This window comes from Bacillus sp. PK6-025 (assembly GCF_056530265.1).
Genome location: NZ_CP096509.1, coordinates 1,015,575 through 1,033,337, shown reverse-complemented (window position 1 = coordinate 1,033,337; position 17,763 = coordinate 1,015,575). Strand labels below are relative to the sequence as shown.

18 protein-coding genes are annotated in these 17,763 nt (G+C 46.5%); 3 read left to right on the top strand and 15 right to left on the bottom strand.

Annotated features, from left to right (window positions below):
- Positions 1-35: 35 nt before the first annotated feature.
- The 3 genes from M1D67_RS05225 to hmpA all read right to left on the bottom strand — a co-directional run bounded on the left by M1D67_RS05225 (position 36) and on the right by hmpA (position 3,977).
- Positions 36-872, bottom strand: a complete 837-nt coding sequence (locus M1D67_RS05225) for a C40 family peptidase (protein ID WP_105979124.1) — start codon at positions 870-872, stop codon at positions 36-38.
- 385 nt (positions 873-1,257) lie between these two features.
- Complete coding sequence (locus M1D67_RS05220) at positions 1,258-2,667, bottom strand: SpoVR family protein (RefSeq protein WP_025811808.1); 1,410 nt, start codon at positions 2,665-2,667, stop codon at positions 1,258-1,260.
- A gap of 95 nt (positions 2,668-2,762) precedes the next feature.
- Positions 2,763-3,977, bottom strand: coding sequence for an NO-inducible flavohemoprotein (hmpA, locus tag M1D67_RS05215; protein WP_025811809.1), 1,215 nt, complete (start codon positions 3,975-3,977; stop codon positions 2,763-2,765).
- 258 nt (positions 3,978-4,235) lie between these two features.
- Between hmpA and nsrR the strand changes: the two genes are divergently transcribed.
- Complete coding sequence (gene nsrR, locus M1D67_RS05210; RefSeq protein WP_023856512.1) at positions 4,236-4,667, top strand: nitric oxide-sensing transcriptional repressor NsrR; 432 nt, start codon at positions 4,236-4,238, stop codon at positions 4,665-4,667.
- A gap of 31 nt (positions 4,668-4,698) precedes the next feature.
- On the opposite strand, the gene M1D67_RS05205 is transcribed toward nsrR, so the two are convergent.
- Complete coding sequence (locus M1D67_RS05205) at positions 4,699-5,025, bottom strand: YqzG/YhdC family protein (protein WP_306453675.1); 327 nt, start codon at positions 5,023-5,025, stop codon at positions 4,699-4,701.
- Between the two features lie 198 nt (positions 5,026-5,223).
- On the opposite strand from M1D67_RS05205, the gene M1D67_RS05200 reads away from it, so the two are divergent.
- On the top strand, positions 5,224-5,472 hold the full coding sequence (locus tag M1D67_RS05200) for a YhdB family protein (RefSeq protein ID WP_023856510.1): 249 nt from the start codon (positions 5,224-5,226) through the stop codon (positions 5,470-5,472).
- A 30-nt stretch (positions 5,473-5,502) separates the two neighbouring features.
- Here the strand turns inward: M1D67_RS05200 and M1D67_RS05195 are convergent, their stop codons facing one another.
- The 10 genes from M1D67_RS05195 to M1D67_RS05150 all read right to left on the bottom strand — a co-directional run bounded on the left by M1D67_RS05195 (position 5,503) and on the right by M1D67_RS05150 (position 15,619).
- Positions 5,503-6,021, bottom strand: a complete 519-nt coding sequence (locus M1D67_RS05195; protein ID WP_059230658.1) for an NADPH-dependent FMN reductase — start codon at positions 6,019-6,021, stop codon at positions 5,503-5,505.
- A gap of 4 nt (positions 6,022-6,025) precedes the next feature.
- Complete coding sequence (locus M1D67_RS05190) at positions 6,026-6,676, bottom strand: response regulator (RefSeq protein WP_033155147.1); 651 nt, start codon at positions 6,674-6,676, stop codon at positions 6,026-6,028.
- On the bottom strand, positions 6,664-7,812 hold the full coding sequence (locus tag M1D67_RS05185) for a GAF domain-containing sensor histidine kinase (RefSeq protein WP_411202428.1): 1,149 nt from the start codon (positions 7,810-7,812) through the stop codon (positions 6,664-6,666). The genes M1D67_RS05190 and M1D67_RS05185 overlap by 13 nt, the downstream gene beginning before the upstream one ends.
- Positions 7,813-7,930: 118 nt before the next feature.
- The gene (locus tag M1D67_RS05180; RefSeq protein WP_026579993.1) at positions 7,931-8,128 is read right to left on the bottom strand and encodes a helix-turn-helix transcriptional regulator; all 198 of its coding nucleotides are present in this window, start codon (positions 8,126-8,128) and stop codon (positions 7,931-7,933) included.
- A 21-nt stretch (positions 8,129-8,149) separates the two neighbouring features.
- On the bottom strand, positions 8,150-8,608 hold the full coding sequence (locus M1D67_RS05175; RefSeq protein ID WP_025811820.1) for a DUF6773 family protein: 459 nt from the start codon (positions 8,606-8,608) through the stop codon (positions 8,150-8,152).
- A gap of 130 nt (positions 8,609-8,738) precedes the next feature.
- Positions 8,739-10,484: a phospho-sugar mutase gene (locus M1D67_RS05170; protein ID WP_059230663.1), complete on the bottom strand. Its 1,746-nt coding sequence runs from the start codon at positions 10,482-10,484 to the stop codon at positions 8,739-8,741.
- A gap of 184 nt (positions 10,485-10,668) precedes the next feature.
- Positions 10,669-12,336, bottom strand: coding sequence for a glycerol-3-phosphate dehydrogenase (gene glpD, locus M1D67_RS05165; RefSeq protein WP_479831645.1), 1,668 nt, complete (start codon positions 12,334-12,336; stop codon positions 10,669-10,671).
- A 146-nt stretch (positions 12,337-12,482) separates the two neighbouring features.
- Positions 12,483-13,973, bottom strand: a complete 1,491-nt coding sequence (gene glpK / locus M1D67_RS05160) for a glycerol kinase GlpK (protein ID WP_025811824.1) — start codon at positions 13,971-13,973, stop codon at positions 12,483-12,485.
- Between the two features lie 45 nt (positions 13,974-14,018).
- Positions 14,019-14,834, bottom strand: coding sequence for an MIP/aquaporin family protein (locus tag M1D67_RS05155; RefSeq protein ID WP_224145871.1), 816 nt, complete (start codon positions 14,832-14,834; stop codon positions 14,019-14,021).
- Positions 14,835-15,061: 227 nt separating this feature from the next.
- Positions 15,062-15,619, bottom strand: a complete 558-nt coding sequence (locus M1D67_RS05150; RefSeq protein WP_026579996.1) for a glycerol-3-phosphate responsive antiterminator — start codon at positions 15,617-15,619, stop codon at positions 15,062-15,064.
- A 172-nt stretch (positions 15,620-15,791) separates the two neighbouring features.
- Here M1D67_RS05150 and M1D67_RS05145 point away from each other — a divergent pair, with 172 nt between their 5' ends.
- Complete coding sequence (locus M1D67_RS05145) at positions 15,792-16,784, top strand: quinone oxidoreductase family protein (RefSeq protein ID WP_479831644.1); 993 nt, start codon at positions 15,792-15,794, stop codon at positions 16,782-16,784.
- Positions 16,785-16,849: 65 nt separating this feature from the next.
- Here the strand turns inward: M1D67_RS05145 and M1D67_RS05140 are convergent, their stop codons facing one another.
- Positions 16,850-17,761, bottom strand: a complete 912-nt coding sequence (locus M1D67_RS05140) for an AEC family transporter (RefSeq protein ID WP_020450706.1) — start codon at positions 17,759-17,761, stop codon at positions 16,850-16,852.
- Between the last annotated feature and the right edge of the window lie 2 nt (positions 17,762-17,763).

Genomic DNA, 17,763 nt, shown 5'->3' with positions numbered 1-17,763 from the left:
CGTTCATCATGATGAACGGGCTTGTCCCTGCAACATTAGAAGCGTTTTGCTCCAAGATAGCGGGGCTTCCAATAGCTGTTTGTCATATCGCTGATCGTTACGCCGTCAGAACCGGCATGAACGAATTGATTGTTTCCGATGTAAACCCCCATATGCGAAGGTCCCGGCTGATATGTCGTGAAGAATACGAAATCACCTACTGCAGGGCTTGATACGCTCTTCATCGAATTCCAGTAACCGGCTGTGTTCGTTCTCGCCACATTTGTCTGTTTATTGAGGATGTACCAGACAAATCCGCTGCAGTCAAATCCTGATGTAGATGTTCCGCCCCATTTATAAGGCGTTCCGATAAGGGCTTTTGCATCTGAAACAAGCTTTGACGTATTCAGCGCTGAAGAGGTTTGCGCAGGTGCCTTACTTGTTTTGCTTGTCCCGCTTGAAGAAGAAGGCTTTGTCGTTGATGCAGCTTTTACGCTTTTCGTCCCTTTAACTTTTAATACTTGTCCGATCCGGATTAAATCTGTTTTTAAACCATTCAGAGACTTCAGTTCATTGACGGTCATGCCGTATGTCCGAGAAATTTTCCAAAGGCTGTCTCCTTTGACCACTTTATGCGTAGCTGATGAAGCTTGCGACACTTTTGCAGACGATGAGCTGCTTCCATTGATCGACAACCTCTGCCCTATGTAAATGATATCGGATTTCAGCTTGTTTTCCTGTTTAATCTTGCTGATACTTGTACCGTACTTCTTCGAAAATCCCCATAACGTATCGCCTTTTTTCACCGTTATGGTTTGCGCGGAAGCCGCTCCCGCAAATAAAGTCGATCCTAAAACAACCGCTGATGCTGCTGTTATTACTTGTTTTTTCATGTTGTCCTCCCACTAGCAGAATTCTTTATATTTTCAAAGACAAAAATTAGCAGTTTCATGATTTTTGAGAACGGCTGCTTCAGCCTTCCTCTGCTTCTATTATAAGGAGGGGTTTCCATCAGGTATAGTCTTGACTTACTAAGTCAAATTCCTTAATTATTCGTTTTTAAAAAAAGTTTTTAAGGGTCGATAATATTTCATTTACATTTCAAAGGTAACTTAAATACTACATTTTCGCACTTTCCTGCAGCGAAAATTACAATTTTAGAAAGAGTGTTAAATACTTTATTTTACATTTTTATTATTAACTCGTAAAACTGCATAGTGACGGACGTCGCTGCGCTTTAAAATAAAAAAAGGCTGCCCGAATGCAGCCTGAAACTTTTTATAAATATCTGCGATGGACAGCCTTTCCATCATAGGAAAACATGACGGGCTTATCTTCGAGCACGGTTTCGACATGCACGCTTCTTCCCCATAGCTGGTGAAGGTAAGGTAGAACTTTTTCAAGATACTTTAAATCGAGTTCGATCCCTTCATACCAATGCTTAATGTATAATTCATTGTTCTTTAAGTAATCTCCATCCTCAACTGTCAAATAAGGAAATCCTCCGTTGACTCTCATGCTGACAAGCTGATCGCGCACAGCCTTCCAATCCTTGTCGATGATTTTATAATCCCTTCCCTGTTTTTGAAACAAGTAGAGATCTTCCCTCATCACGAGATCTTTCGTTAAATAGTTTCTGATAAATGAAATGTCTGATTCGATCTCCCTGACTTCAAATATTTTTTCTCTCCCCGAGTCCGGCTTTACACCCATCTTCTTCATATCTTCTGTCGGGTTGTTGTAGCGCTCCTCTATGTCCTCAAATATTTTCAATCCGAGATAATAAGGATTGATGCCCGTTTTGGACGGCTGAACCACTCCCGCGTTGAGCTTGGCGAATTCGATCGCTTCACTTGATGTCAGATCAAGCTCGCGGATGATTCGCTGATGCCAATAGGACGCCCATCCTTCATTCATGATTTTCGTTTCAAGCTGCGGCCAGAAATACAGCATTTCCTCTCTCATCATCGTTAAGATGTCGCGCTGCCAAGGCTCCAGCTCCCGCGAATGTTCTTCAATGAACAGCAGAATGTCTTTTTCCGGCTTCGGCGGAAACTTTTTTTTCGTCCTTTTCTTCTTCTCTTTCGATCCTTTGTGATCCAGTTCCCAGAGGTCGTCATAAGGAGTGGGCGACGCGTCTGTTTCTTCTTCCTCTTCGTCATCTATGCTCCACGACAGCTTCGGCCTCACGAGCGAAGGGTCAATGTGTTCTTCAATCGCCAGCACCGCATCGAGAAATGCCTCGACTTCTTTTGAGCCGTGGACCGTCTCATAATGTTTAATCCGCTCTGCTGTCGCCGACATGCTTTCAACCATATCGCGCTTCGTATTTTGAAAACGGCAGTTATTTTTAAAGAAATCACAATGAGCCAGAACGTGTGCGACAATCAGCTTATTTTGAATCAATGAATTGCTGTCCAGCAAAAACGCGTAACACGGATTTGAATTAATGACAAGCTCATATATTTTGCTCAAGCCAAAGTCATAGTGAAGCTTCATTTTGTGAAATTGCTTGCCGAAACTCCAATGGCTGTATCTTGTCGGCATCCCGTATGCGCCGAATGTATAAATGATTTCAGCCGGACAAATTTCATATCTCATCGGATAAAAATCCAGGCCGAATCCTTCCGCGATCTCCGTAATTTCTGCTATCGCCCGCTGCAGCTCTTTTTGCTCCCGTATGCTCAATACTCAAATCCCCCCCGGTTGGACTTATCTTTATTGTATGAGCCGGGATTTGAAAAGATGAAAGGCAGCTGTCGGTTTGACAGCTGCCTCTTTGGTTAGTTCGCTATTTGCATGTCAAGGGATGAAGCAAAGCTCTCATAGCGGATGTTTTCCATCTGAACGCCAAGATTTTGCAATCCTTCAATCACGCTTTTCATAAATGAAAGCGGACCGCATACATAAAATTCGCCATTTGGATCTTTCACGATCGATTTCAAAAGCTCTTCATTCACCCGGCCTTTTACAATATGATCTTCCGTCGCTTCAGCACCCCTGCTGTAGACAAACAGGAGACGGTTCGCCGGATTGGCGCCGAGCAGCTTCTCCGTTTCTTCCTTGAAAGCGTGGTGCTGTTCAGATTTCGCAGCGTGCACGAATGTGATCTCGCGGCTGCTTTCTTTTTGAGCCAATGTTTGCACCATGCTCATGACAGGCGTGATGCCTGATCCGGCGCTGATGAAGTAAACCGGACGATCCGTTCCTTCGGAAAGGGTAAAATCTCCGGCCGGAGCGCTCACTTCCAAGCTGCCCCCGATCTCCATGTTCTCATGCAGATAGCTTGATACCCTTCCGACCGGTTGCCCTTCCTCCGCTTCCAGTTTGACTGAAATGCGGTAGTAGTCTTTATTCCAGGCATCTGACAAGCTGTACTGCCTTGTTAAGAAATATGGTTCGCCGGGAATTTTAATGCGGACAGATACGTACTGTCCGGGACTGAAAGCGGGCAAATCCGTTCCATCGGCAGGCTTCAAGTAAAAGGAAGTAATCGTAGCGGATTCGACCCGCTTATCCATGATGACAAACGGTTTAAATCCTTCCCAGTTTCCATCCTGCTTTTTGTCTTCTTCATACATTTGTTTTTCGACTTCAATAAATACGCGGGCGATCTCTTCATAGGCTTCTGCCCATGCCTGGAGAATGTCCTCTGTCGCAGCTTCGCCGAGCACGATTTCAATGGCTTCCAAAAGGTGCTGACCGACAATAGGATAGTGCTCTGGTTTCACATGCAAACTTTTGTGTTTATGTCCGATTTGTTTGACAACCGGCAGCAGGTCTCCGAGCCGGTCGATGTTCTCAGCCGCCTGCAAAACAGTAAAAGCCAAAGCTTTCGGCTGTCCGCCGGTTTGCTGGCGGGACATGTTGAAGATATTTTTCAATTCAGGGTGCGCATTAAACATCCGCTTGTAAAAACAAGTGGTGATCTCTGTTCCCTTTTCTTTTAAAACAGGGGCGGTCGATTTGACAATTTGCATGGTTTTTTCAGATAGCATAACGCTTTCTCCTCTCCAGTCACTTTAAAGATGTATTTCAAATACATCTTTAAAGGTGCAATAAGATCTTTTTTTAAATGGGACTGTTACTTTTGATTAAAGATGTATTTTGAATACATCTTTATACTAGACTTTTAATGGAATTAAAGCAATATTTTCAATGAATGTTTTATATTTTTGTAACAATTTCCGCTTCACCCTCATAACCGAAGGCAAATGTGATAAGATAATGGAAACTTGTTTGATTGAGGTAATGCGATGAAATTAACAAATTATACGGATTACTCATTGAGAGTACTGATTTTTCTAGCAACCAAAAACTCAAACGAGCTTGTCAATATAAAAGACATCGCCGAATCTTATTCCATTTCAAAAAACCACCTTATGAAGGTGATTTACGAGCTTGGCAAGCTTGGCTACGTTGAAACGATTCGGGGCCGCAACGGCGGGATTCGTCTCGGAAAAGCGCCTGAACTGATTAATATCGGTGAAGTCATAAGAAATACAGAAGATGATTTTAACCTTGTCGAGTGTTTTAACGGAGAAAAAAACCATTGTATACTTTCTCCGATCTGCGGATTAAAGCATGTTTTAAACAAAGCCCTTTCCGCCTATTTGGACGTATTGGATCAATACACTCTGCAGGATATTATCGTTAATCAGGACCATATACGTAAATTATTGAGTTAACGAAGGAAGCTGCTTCCTTCGTTTTTTTTTGTTATAGAGTAAAAATATTCACGTTGATGATCGCATTGGTCACCGGGTGAAAATACACCTCGGCGTGCGCCGAAAATGATTTGCCTTCCTGATTGACGGTTACCCTGAAGACATCTTTTGTCTCTTCATCATTGACTTGAGTGCGCCCTAAATATTCATAATCCTCAAGCTTTGCGCCTTCGTATTTTTCTTCAAGGGCGCTCCAGGCGATTCTCTCCCACCGTTCTGGCGCATCGGAAACACCTGCTTGAAAGTGGCTTTTCGCCGGGAATGACAAAAGCGTTAATATGCAAAAAAAGTACGTGCAATATCGTTTTTTCATTTCCATTCGCTCCGCATGTATTGTACATACGTTAGCTTGACCGGAAACGGAGAATGTCATGCAGACATTTTTTCGCGGTATAGCGTATACCATCCTCATATTTCTAGGCCGTCAAACAAGGGAGACCAAGTTTTGCCCGGAGAAAAAAACACCCCGCCACATAAAATAATCATGACTCCTCAGAAAGAAGGGAGAGTGGCGAAATTGAATTACGCTGACTATGACAAAGCTTTGTATTATACGCACCGCTCGCAGTGGGACAACCTGCTGATCCTGATGGTGCGGACAGAAGACGATTTATTATCAAAGCGGATCGAGCATTTTTTGCACGCCTACAATTTTGAAAGAGATGACGCCATTGTCGAAAAAAGGCTTTATGATCTGCTGCAATACATTGATCACGCCTCATTTTCGGGACAAGAACACGAAAACGGCGTGCTCGTTTTTACGTAAAATAAAATAAGCCTGGCGCTCTAATCGGCGTCAGGCTTTTTGAAATTCGGCAAAGAGCAGAAGCTCTTCCATTACATTTTTGATATTGGCTTTGGCTGCTTCAGTAACCGTATGGTGTTCCTCATCAATATGAATCGGATCGAGCACAAGCTGCTTTGTGATGACGTTCGCATAAACTCCGCGCGCGACAATACGCATATTGGCGAGCGCGTTCATCCCGCCTTTGCCGCCTCCTGCACAAGCAAAAAGCGCCACCGGTTTGCCCGAGAACTGTTCATTGCTTAAAAAATCGAGCGCATTTTTCAAAGCGCCGCTCATACCGCTGTGGTATTCGGGAGATAATAAAACGACAGCGTCTGCTTCTTTGACCGAAGTTTTCAGTTTTTGAACATTCTCCAGCGAGCTCTGCTCTTCTTCTCCGTTGAAAATCGGTAGGATGAACTCGCTTAGATCGATAAGCTCGGCCTGATACGTGCGGGCGATATAGGAAGCGGCGATCCGCGTTCTGCCCTGTTTTCTTGCGGTTCCGCTGACTACGGTTATTTTCATTTGATCATCTCCCGTCATTTTGTTGTAGTCCGTGTTTAACTGCAAAGAGCGCGGCTTGCGTGCGATCGGATAAGCCAAGCTTTGACAGCAGATTGGATACATGAGTTTTCACTGTTTTTTCGCTGATAAATAAAGAAGCGGCGATTTCCTTGTTGCTTTTCCCTTTTGTAATTTCCAATAAAACATCTTTTTCTCTTTTTGTCAATTGATGTATTTTTTCTTTCTCATCAGCCTGTGACATATGGTGAAAGACGTGGGACATGATGCTTGGATCCAAGGAATATCTCCCTCCATAAACAGCACGTATCGTCTCGACAAGTTCATCAGGTTCGGCGTCTTTGAGCTGATAGGCAGAGGCTCCAGCCTGGATGGCGGGAATCACATAGCTTTCATCCGCATAGCTTGTCAGCGCTATGATTTTGACAGACGGATATTCCTTTTTTATTCGCTTTGTCGCCTCAATTCCGTCCATTTCAGGCATTGATAAATCCATTAATACGATGTCTGCCTCCCGTCTTCGCAAGACATCGAGCGCCTCAATTCCTGTTGATGCCTCTCCGACAACGTCAAAATCGCTTTTTGTTTTGAAAAAAAACAAGAGGCCTTTTCTGACAATATGATGATCATCGGCAATGATGATTTTCACCTTTTCCATCCTGCCTCCCCCTTCTCCTTCAAAGGCAAAACCGCCCGGATTTTCGTCCCCTTACCGATTGCGGAGTCGATCAAAAACGTGCCGCCCGCTTTTTCCGTCCGCTCCTTCATTCCTTTCAGCCCAAGCGTCGGAAGCCCCGCGTCAGGATCGTACTGAAACCCTTTGCCGTCATCTTCGATCTCCAAGACGGCAGACGATTGGAATACATCGATTTTCACTTGTATGCGGCTAGCATCGGCATGCTTTTTGCAATTGTTGAGAGCTTCCTGGCTCAGCCGCCACATCAATTCCTCAGCAGCAGGCGGCAGCCGGAGCACACCGCTGAGCGTGAAGATCACCTGAAGGCCGAGCACTTCCGCATATTTTTCAAGAGCCGCCGCCAACCCTTCTTCAAGGCCTTGGGGCCTCAGCTGCCATATTAACGCCCGCATCTCAAGCAGTGCTTCATGAGAAAGATGTTGCATAAACTCGAGCATTTCCCTGATCTCAGGCTGGTCTGTCATTTCCCCCGCCGCTTTAGCGGTCAAGCTGAGCGAAAAAAGCATTTGATTGACGGAATCATGCAAGTCCTGAGCCAATCTGTTTCTTTCGGTCAGCAGCATGTGTTTTTGCTGTTGTTCAGCAAGCCGCATCCGTTTGATCGCCATCCCGATTTGCAAAGCAACAGCTTCGAGGAGCGCCAGTTCCCCGCGGCTGAAATGAATTTTGTCCGGAGCCGCAACGTTCAGCAAACCGAACCGTTTCTTCTGATCGCTGAGAGGGACGGTTGCATGATGTGTGATGCCTTCCGGATCTCCGGTCTTCTGTCTCATTGCCGTCGTAATTCGCCGGCAATGAATGATATTTTTCGCCCTGTCCAGCTTTCCGTCCCTATATTGTTCAAGACAGTAGCAGCTTCCTTCGCATAATAAACGGTTGTGCCGGTAAGAAAGCGCCTGAGGCAGGCAGACCGAAGCGGCCAGTTCAAAGCGCCCCTTTTCATCGATCAGAAAAAGCCACGCCGTTTTGAGTCCCGTTAAGCTGAGCAGCTTTTTTAAAACAGCATGTAGCGTTTCTTTTAGATGGTTCCCTTCGTTTAAAGCTTCCGCTATTTCTTTGAGCGTTTTCAATTTTTCAAACTGCGTGTCTTCCCGCAAAAAATTCATCCCCTTAACCCGGAGTTTCTTTTATTATATCGATATTTGATAAAAAAAAGGCCACCTCATGAGATGAACTTTTCTAAGACTTTTGACCGAGAAGGGACAAAGCGAATCGTTAAGCTTCTTCCTCCCAAAACAAATCGTCAAGCGTTTTGTCCAGCGCCTTTGCGATCGCGAGGCAAAGGTGCAATGTCGGATTGTATTTATTTTTTTCGATCAGCCCGATCGTCTGTCTTGTCACATTGACCCGCTCGGCAAGCTGGGCTTGTGTCAAAGACTTTTCGACCCGGGCGAGTTTGACCCGGTTAACCATATGCTCACCCGCCATTTTCATTTAATCATCTAATAGATCTTGATTTTTCCGAAAGGATTTGCGCAACGAGATAAAGTTGATCAGAAAATGAAAAAATACAAACAACATCACCATCATAATAAAGTCAAACCAACTGCCGGGGTGTTTTGGTATGCCGGTAAAAATAAGCACTAAAATGGCAAATATGATGCCGGAAGCGAGGCTGAGAGCCGTGATCTCTTTTCTTTTTTTCCTGTACGCCGCTTGACCTGCAATCTCCGGATATTCAAACCCCGACAAAAGATAGCGGAACAATATCCAGCCTGCATAGACTGCAAAACCGATGGCACTGACGATGTATTCGGATGCCGGTCGCCCTAAAATGAGGCCCCGGATGATCATATCCAAAAATAAGATAGCAGCGACAATCGTACCGGCTTCGCTAAAAAATTGCGTCATTTTCTTTTCTACGTATTCATCCCCGGTTTTGATCCATTTCATGTCAGCCATTTTCCCCTTTCATATGCAATTTATATCTAACTTATTGTTAAATATATATTACATCATTTATGGCCGCTTATCAATAAAAATTGAAAACCCGCCGTGTAGCAAGGCGGGTTTTCAGCGATTATCAATTTGAAGTCGCTTTTACAATATCATCGATTTTTTTCATCACTTCATCTGTCAATTGATGGAGAAGCGCTTCACTGTCTTCATTGGTTGGGCCTTTGACCGCGAAATAAAATTTCACTTTAGGCTCTGTGCCAGATGGACGGAGGCAGAACCATGAGCCGTCTTCAAGGAAATATTTCAAAACATTGGATGTCGGAAGATCGATCGTTTCTGTTTTGTTTTCCTTCAGCAGCGTCCGCTTCCCTGTCAAATAGTCTTCTGCGGATACAACGTCTTTTCCGGCGATGGAAAGAGGCGGCTGTTCTCTGAATGTGCTGAGGATGGCTGCGATTTGCTCCGCTCCCTCTTTTCCTTTTAAGGTCAGGGACTTCAAGCCTTCTCTATAGAAGCCGAACGTTTGATACAATTCGAGGAGCCCATCATACAGCGATTTTCCCTGCTTTTTATAGAAGGCGCATACCTCAACCGCAAGCAGTGCTGCCTGGACGGCATCCTTGTCTCTTGCGAAATCGCCGATCAAGTAACCGTAGCTCTCCTCATAACCGAATTGGAAAGCATATTCGCCCGATGCTTCAAATTGTTTGATTTTTTCTCCGATGAATTTAAAGCCGGTCAGCGTGTCGATCGTGTCAAGTCCGAAAGAAGCGGCAATGTCGCGCCCCATTTCGCTCGTCACAATCGTTTTTAGAACGACTCCGTTATCAGGCAGCGTGCCTTTCTGCTGTTTTTGCGATAGCAGATAATGCAAAAGCAGCGCGCCGGTTTGATTTCCTGTCAGCACCGCGTAACGGCCTTCTTGATCCTTTACAGCAACGCCGAGGCGGTCCGCGTCGGGATCGGTTCCGATCAGAATATCGGCTCCTTTTTCTTCTCCGAGCCTGATCGCATATTCAAAAGCGGCGTGCTCTTCCGGATTAGGAGAAGACACGGTCGAAAAGTCAGGATCAGGCAGCTCCTGTTCCGGAACGACTGTGACATGCTCATACCCGAGAGCTTTCAAGCCGCGTCTCACGGATTTATTTGCCGTGCCGTGCAGCGGGGTGAAAATGACTTTGACTTCAGTTTCCTTTGCCAGATCAGGATTGACAGAAATCGATGTCAGTTTATCGAGATACGCTTGATCGATTTCCTCGCCGATTATTTGGATCAACCCTTTTTCGGTTAAGGCAGCTTCATCGCCTGCTTCGATTTCCAATTCATTTTCAATCGCATTGACATAGCCGATGAGTTTGTCGGCATCAGCAGGCGGAAGCTGCGCGCCGTCCTCTCCGTAGACTTTATAGCCGTTGTATTCAGGCGGGTTATGGCTCGCCGTGATGACAATACCTGCAAACGCATTCAGTTCTCTTACCGCAAAGGAAAGTTCAGGTGTCGGGCGCAGTTCGTCAAACACGTACGTTTGAACGCCGTTTTCCGCGAGCGTTTTAGCAGCTTCCATTGCAAATTCAGGCGACTTGTGGCGGGAATCGTACGCGATCACAACGCCGCGCTTTTTTGCTTCTTTGCCGTTCGCTCCTATGTATGCGGCAAGGCCCGCCGATGCTTTGCGAACCGTATAAACGTTCATGCGATTCGGACCGGGTCCGATCTCTCCGCGCATGCCGGCTGTACCAAACTCAAGTTTTTTATAAAAGCAATCCTCTAGTTCTTTTTCATTTCCTTCAGCTTCCAAAAGAAGCGATTTTAATTCGGAATCTAAGTTTTCTTTGTTTTTCCAGCGTTCATAGCTCGTTCTCCAGCTCATGATTACCTCCAATGTTCTAGCTAAGTAATTGCAGCTTTTCTTTTATCATATCGACAAACAGCCGCTTTGTCCAAATTTAGCATGCCGAACGAAAAAAATGAGGCTGCCTGATCAAGACAGCCTCACGTTAGGCCATTCGGTTGATTTTTAACGAAATTCCATCAAGGGCATTTGACCCGATACATCATCTGCTTTCCAGCGGGACAACAGCGTCGTGAAGAAGTCCTTCCAATGCTTGGACATGCCGGGCCTTCGTTTCGCCATCCCAGTTCAGCTTCTCGCTCATGTAGTCGGCAAGGCTGTCTTTGTAAGTGCGGACCCAATTGATATCAAAGAACAGCGCACCCGTTCTGCGGACGAAGAAGTCTGCCGGGACGGCAGCCATTTCTTCCTCGATCCCGTAATCCATTTCTGCCAGTACATGGACAGGAATGCGGCGGTCTGCTGCTTCATCTTTCAGGGATGGGACACGATCAAACAGGCGGTCTGCGTTTGAACCGTATCGTGCGGCGATCTGTTTTGCCGTCTCTTCGGACAGTCCAGCTTTGATCCCTTCGGCTGCTTTCACTTGAATAAAATCCTCCAGATTTTTGGAACCGCCGATATGGCCGCCTGAGATCGGCATCGTTTTTGTTCTGCAAGGACCGAAGTCTCTGCCGCCCTCTTCTTTTAATCGGTCTCTGACAAGATCGACGATATGCTCAGCCATTTTTCTGTAGCCGGTCAGCTTTCCGCCGGCAATCGTGATCAGTCCGGATTCAGAAGTCCAGATCTCATCTTTCCGGGAAATCTCGGACGGGTCTTTTCCTTCTTCATGAATCAGCGGTCTGAGCCCCGCCCAGCTTGATTCGACATCTTCAGCCTTGATTCCCAGTTCAGGGAACATATAGTTGATTGCATTAATGACATAATCCCTGTCTGCAGTCGTCATTCGAGGATGTTCCAGATCCTCGTTGTAGACGGTGTCCGTTGTGCCGACATATGCCTTTCCGTCTCTCGGAATCGCGAACACCATGCGGCCGTCGGGCGTATCAAAATAAACGGCTTGTTTTAAAGGAAAGACCGATTGATCAAAAACAAGATGCACGCCTTTTGTATGCTGAAGGTGTTTGCCTTCTTTTGAATGGTCTTTTTCCCGTAGACGGTCAACCCACGGACCCGCGGCATTCACGATTTTTTTCGCGTGGACGCGGTACGTTTTTTTCGTGAAGACGTCTTCAATGACCACGCCGGTGACCTTGCCGTTTTCATAAATAAAATCGCTTACTTTCGCATAATTGACGGCCTCGGCTCCGAATTTAACTGCTTCTTTCATGACTTCGATCGTCAACCTGGCGTCATCCGTCCGGTATTCGACATAATAGCCGCCGCCTTTCAGGCCGTTCTTTTTCACAAGCGGCTCTTTTTGAAGCGTTTCCTCGGCATTCAGCATGCTCCTCCGCTCAGCTTTTTTGACACCTGCTAAAAAGTCGTACACTCGCAGTCCGATTGAAGTGCTGAATTTGCCGAAAGTGCCTCCCTTATGCATCGGAAGCAGCATCCATTCAGGCGTTGTCACGTGCGGACCGTTTTCATAGACGATCGCCCGCTCTTTGCCGACCTCGGCTACCATTTTCACTTCAAATTGCTTTAAATAACGAAGTCCGCCGTGTACGAGTTTCGTGGAGCGGCTTGACGTTCCGGCCGCAAAGTCCTGCATTTCGCAAAGCGCCGTTTTCATTCCGCGCGATGCGGCGTCCAATGCCGTCCCTGCGCCTGTAATACCTCCGCCGATAATAAACACGTCATACTTCTGCTTCGTCATATTCTGTAAAATATCGTCCCGTTTGCGGCTTGAAAATAATGATTCCATGTTCATGTCCTCCCTTGTTGTCACGGTAAAAAAATAGAAAAAGAGACCACAAACATCCAAAGCGCTAATACTGCTTTGGTGCCTGCGGTCTCTCCTCTTCTCCAACCGTTTCTATTAACTTAATTAGATTGTAACATACATGCGGCTTATTTAAAAGCCCTAGCTGCATTTACAGCTTTCTTCCACCCGCTGTACAGACTCTCACGCTCTTTTTCTTCCATTTTCGGTTCAAAACGTTTGTCAAGCTGCCACTGGTCTTTGATCTCGGAACGATCACTCCAGAAGCCGACAGCAAGACCCGCTAAATAGGCTGAACCGAGCGCGGTTGTTTCATTGATTTCAGGACGTTCTACAGGGACATCCAAAATGTCGCCCTGAAAATCCATCAGGAAGTTGTTTTTGACAGCTCCGCCGTCGACTCTCAGCGTTTTCACCGAGATCCCGGAGTCTTCCATCATTGCGTCAAGAACATCTTTCGTTTGATAGGCAAGCGCTTCAAGCGTTGCTCTAACAAAATGCTCTTTCGTCGTACCCCTGGTCAGTCCGAATACAGCGCCGCGGACATCGCTGTCCCAATAAGGCGTGCCTAAACCTACAAATGCAGGAACCACATAAACACCATCGGCAGATTCTGCTCTTACAGCGTATTTTTCACTTTCTTTGGCGTCCTTAAACATTCTCAGCCCATCACGGAGCCATTGAATAGCGGAACCAGCGACGAAGACGCTGCCTTCCAGCGCATATTCCACCTTTCCGTCGATGCCCCAAGCGATTGTCGTCAGCAGGCCGTGCTCTGATTTGATCGCTTTCTCGCCGGTGTTCATCAGCATAAAGCAGCCTGTTCCATACGTGTTCTTAACCATTCCCTCTTCAAAGCAAGCCTGCCCGAACAATGCTGCCTGCTGGTCGCCGGCTGCACCTGCAATCGGAATGTTTTTGCCGAAGAAATGATAATCGACCGTTTCAGCGTATACATGCGATGAAGGCTTGACTTCAGGAAGCATCGATTTCGGTACGCCGAGAATATCGAGAAGTTCATCATCCCATTTGAGGTCATAGATGTTGAACATCAGTGTTCTTGAGGCGTTTGAATAATCTGTCACATGCGCTTTTCCGCCGGACATTTTCCAGATCAGCCAAGAATCGATCGTACCGAAGAGAAGGTCGCCGTTTTCCGCTTTCTCCCGTGCCCCTTCCACATGATCCAAAATCCATTTCACCTTCGTGCCTGAAAAATAAGGATCGATTAAAAGGCCTGTTTTTTCTCTGATCGTTTCTTCATAGCCTTGTTCTCTCAATTCCTGACATATTTCCGCCGATTGGCGGGACTGCCACACAATCGCATTGTAGACCGGTTTACCGGTATGTTTATCCCAAACAACGGTCGTTTCCCGCTGGTTGGTGATCCCGATTCCGGCAATTTGCGCGGCTTCGATTCCCGATTCTGAAAGCGCAGAAGCGATCACCGACAGAACGGAGCCCCAGATTTCATTTGCATTGTGTTCAACCCAGCCGGGGTTTGGAAAATATTGCTGAAATTCTTTTTGCGCAATATGGACGATTTCGCCTGCTTTGTTGAAAACAATCGCCCTTGTGCTTGTGGTGCCTTGATCAAGAGACAAAATGTATTTTTCCATTTTTGGAAACTCCCCCTTATATGTCTGTTAAGATTTGCGTTTTTTTTAAATGTTGACCGATTGATCAACCGATTGTTTTTTCATATGAATATAGAAACCTAACAATATCACAACTAGTATAGCGCTTACAATCCAAAATGTGTTGGTGATGTGCCCTTTGAATGCGGCGTTGTAAAAAACGCCTGCAAATGAACCGCCGAGCGCCGGTCCTAAAACAGGAATCCACGCGTACTTCCAATTTGAACTTCCTTTTCCTGCAATCGGAAGGACAAAGTGGGCGATTCTCGGCCCCAAATCGCGGGCAGGGTTAATCGCATAGCCTGTTGTTCCGCCGAGCGAAAGCCCGATCGCCACGATCAGAAATCCGACAACGAGCGGATTCAGTCCGTCAGTAAACTTGTTTGCACCGATCGCTAAAAGTCCGAGAACGAGAACAAAAGTCCCCAATGTTTCACTGAACAGGTTTGCAAATGTATTTGGAATCGCCGGCCCTGTCGAAAATACTCCCAGCTTCGCGCCTTGATCTTCGGTTTCTTTCCAGTGCGGCAAGTAGTGAAGAAAAACGAGCACCGCTCCTAAAAATGCGCCGATCATCTGTCCTAAAATATAGGAAGGCACTTCTTCCCAAGGAAAATCTCCGACAAATGCCAGCCCCAATGTCACGGCCGGATTTAAATGCGCTCCGCTGATGCCGCCGACGGCATATACCGCCATGGCCACGCCAAGCCCCCAGCCGAAGACGATCACAATCCATCCGGATTGATGGGACAGCGATTTTTTCAAATTAACTCCTGCACAAACTCCAGCTCCAAAGACGATGAGCAGCATCGTTCCGATAACTTCCCCCCAAAATGCTGTCAAGGCTATCCCTCCTAAAATCTATTATGAAGTGTTATTCTAAGATGAACACCATGGGTTCACCTTCTTCACTGTGTCTAAAAGACCATAAAAAAACACAGCAAACTTTCTTTACATCATACTGAGTAAAGAACTGCTGTGGTCTCCGGGTCTCCGTCACAATGTATTAACTTAGTAAGATCGTATCGTATAGTGAAAGCGTTGTCAATAATTTTTCACATTTTAAATTTTTACTTCCAGTATTTTTTCCATAAATCAGTGTCTGAGGTGGTGACTGCGGACGCCCCTGCTGCAAGCGCCTGCTCGACGTCTTTTTCGGTACGGATAAACCCGCCCGCAAAGATCGGAATGCCGGTTATTTCTTTGACTTCCTTGATCAGTTCCGGCACCACTCCGGGAAGCACTTCTATATAGTCGGGTCTGTGCTTTTTCACCAATTCAATACTCTTCTTCATGGCGCTTGTGTCTATTAAAAACATGCGCTGGATCGCATACACTTTCTTCTGCTTTGCTTTTGCGATAACGCTTGATCTTGTAGAGAGAATGCCCGCCGGCTTCATTTCCTGGCAAATGAATTCCGCACCGTATTCATCATGCTTAATTCCTTGGATCAGATCGACGTGCACAAACATTTTTTTCCCATGGGATCTGGCCGCGCTGATGACGCCTCCCAGCTGTCCAAGGTGGATGTCAAGCAGGACCCCGTATGAAAACGGGCTGTCCAGGAATGTATCAAACTGCTTCATATTACGTACCGCAGGTAAAATTTGTTGATCGTGAAAACTCATGTTCCATCTCCTTCACTTGCTATCTTGCTTCTGTATTACACTAATGGAATTTCCGCCTCATTGCAATCCTTTATAAACAGAAGCCTCTCACGGTCCCCGGGCAAATCATTTTACATTTACCTTCAGTCATGTCCATAATTTAACACAACCAACTCGAATGGGGGAATTTTTTATGAAAGCGATCATCCATGAAGGAATCAAGGGCCTTTCAGGACTGAAATATACAGACGTTTCCGACAAAACGCCCGGTCCGGGTGAAGTCAAAATCAGACTGAAAGCGGCCGGGCTGAACCACCGTGACTTGTTCCTCTTTCAATCCAGGGAGGCGGGTGATGCCCCATTTATACCCGGCTCCGACGGAGCTGGCACGATCGAAGAGACAGGCGAAGGCGTTCAGGGCCTCGCCTTTCATACAGAGGTGATCATCAATCCGAGCATCGGCTGGGAATATACGGATTCTGTTCCGCAAGTACCCGACATTCTCGGCGGCCCATCTGACGGAACCTTCGCAGACCATGTCATCGTCCCGGCGAAGCACGTGTTGAAAAAACCGGCGCACCTTTCCTGGGAGGAAGCAGGCGTCTTGCCTTTATCCGCTCTGACCGCTTACAGGGCTTTATTTACGAAAGGACATTTAAAAAAAGGCGAACACATCTTAATACCGGGAGTCGGCGGAGGCGTCGCCACAAACGCAGTGCTCATGGCAAAGGCAGCAGGCGCACGGGTGACTGTAACCTCCCGAAGCGAAGAAAAAAGAAAAGAAGCGCTCCGCTATGGGGCGGATCTCGCAATTGAAAGCCGCGGTCTGTGGAAAGAAAGCTTGGGCGGGGAACGGGTTGATTTAATCCTCGACAGCATCGGTCCGGCAACTTTTGCGAATTATTTCGATGTCATCAAGCCGAACGGAAGGATCATCAATTTCGGCGCCAGCTCGGGAGACAGCATCCAGCTTCCGCTGCGCTCGCTCTTTTTCCCGCAGATCAGCATCATCGGCACTTCGATGGGCAGCCTCGAAGAATTTCGGCAAATGATTGATTTTATCGAACGCCATTCCCTTAAGCCGGTGCTTGATCAAGTGTTTCCTTTATCAGAAGCGGTTGCAGCCTTTAAACGGATGAAAGACGGGGAGCAGTTTGGAAATATCGCTTTGCAAATAGGCGGGTAACCTCTGGGGAACGGCGGCTTGCCAGTCATCAGCCGCCGTTTTTTGGTTTTGACCGAAAAAAGAGGTCAGCCCCATAATGAAAGCAGCCACAGCACGACCGGAAGGGTGACGATGCTGAGCATTGTACTGATAAAAGTCGCGCTTGAAACGATTTCCGGCTTTGTTTCAAACTGAACCGCCATCAAAGTCGTATTCGCCGCTGTCGGCATGGCCGCCGCCAACACCATGATCTGTTTAACCAGCCCGTCGACGGGGAGAATCAGCGCAAACCCCAAGGCAATGAGCGGAGACACGAATAGTTTCAGCAAAAGCGAGTAAGAAATTTTCCGATATTCGATATGTTGAAAGGAAATCACCGCAAGCTGCATGCCGAGAATAATCATAATCGTCGGAATCGCGGCGTCCCCCACCAATTTAATTCCCGTCATTAACTGTTCGGGAATCGAAATATGCCCCAGCTGAAAGCATATGCCGAGCAGCGCACCGTATGCGACCGGCATCCGGATAACCCTTGTCATCACAATTTTAAATCCGCCCGCTTCAGGGCTTCCTTTCGCTGCATAATATATGCCGATCGTGCTCATGACAAGCTGCTGAAGCACCATCAGCACAACGGCGATATCAAGCCCGGCCGTGCCGTAGACAAGCAGGACGACGGGAGTGCCGTAGTTTCCGTTATTCATGAAAGCGGATGATAAAACGAGAGCGCATCGCTCCTGATTGGAATACCCGTGAACATATGAAATGAGGTAGACAAATAGAATCAAAATGAAACAGAGGCCGAGACAATAGACAGACATATAGATATAATCCATCGTCAGCTTGTTCTCATAAAACGTATCAAACGCTAAAAACGGAGACATTAAATACAGGGACATTTTAGATAGGTTCTGAATATCAAAATGAAGCAGCTTTTGTCCGATGAACCCGATCGCAAATATCCCGAAAACCGGCAGTAAAACAAGCACAAACTCCATGA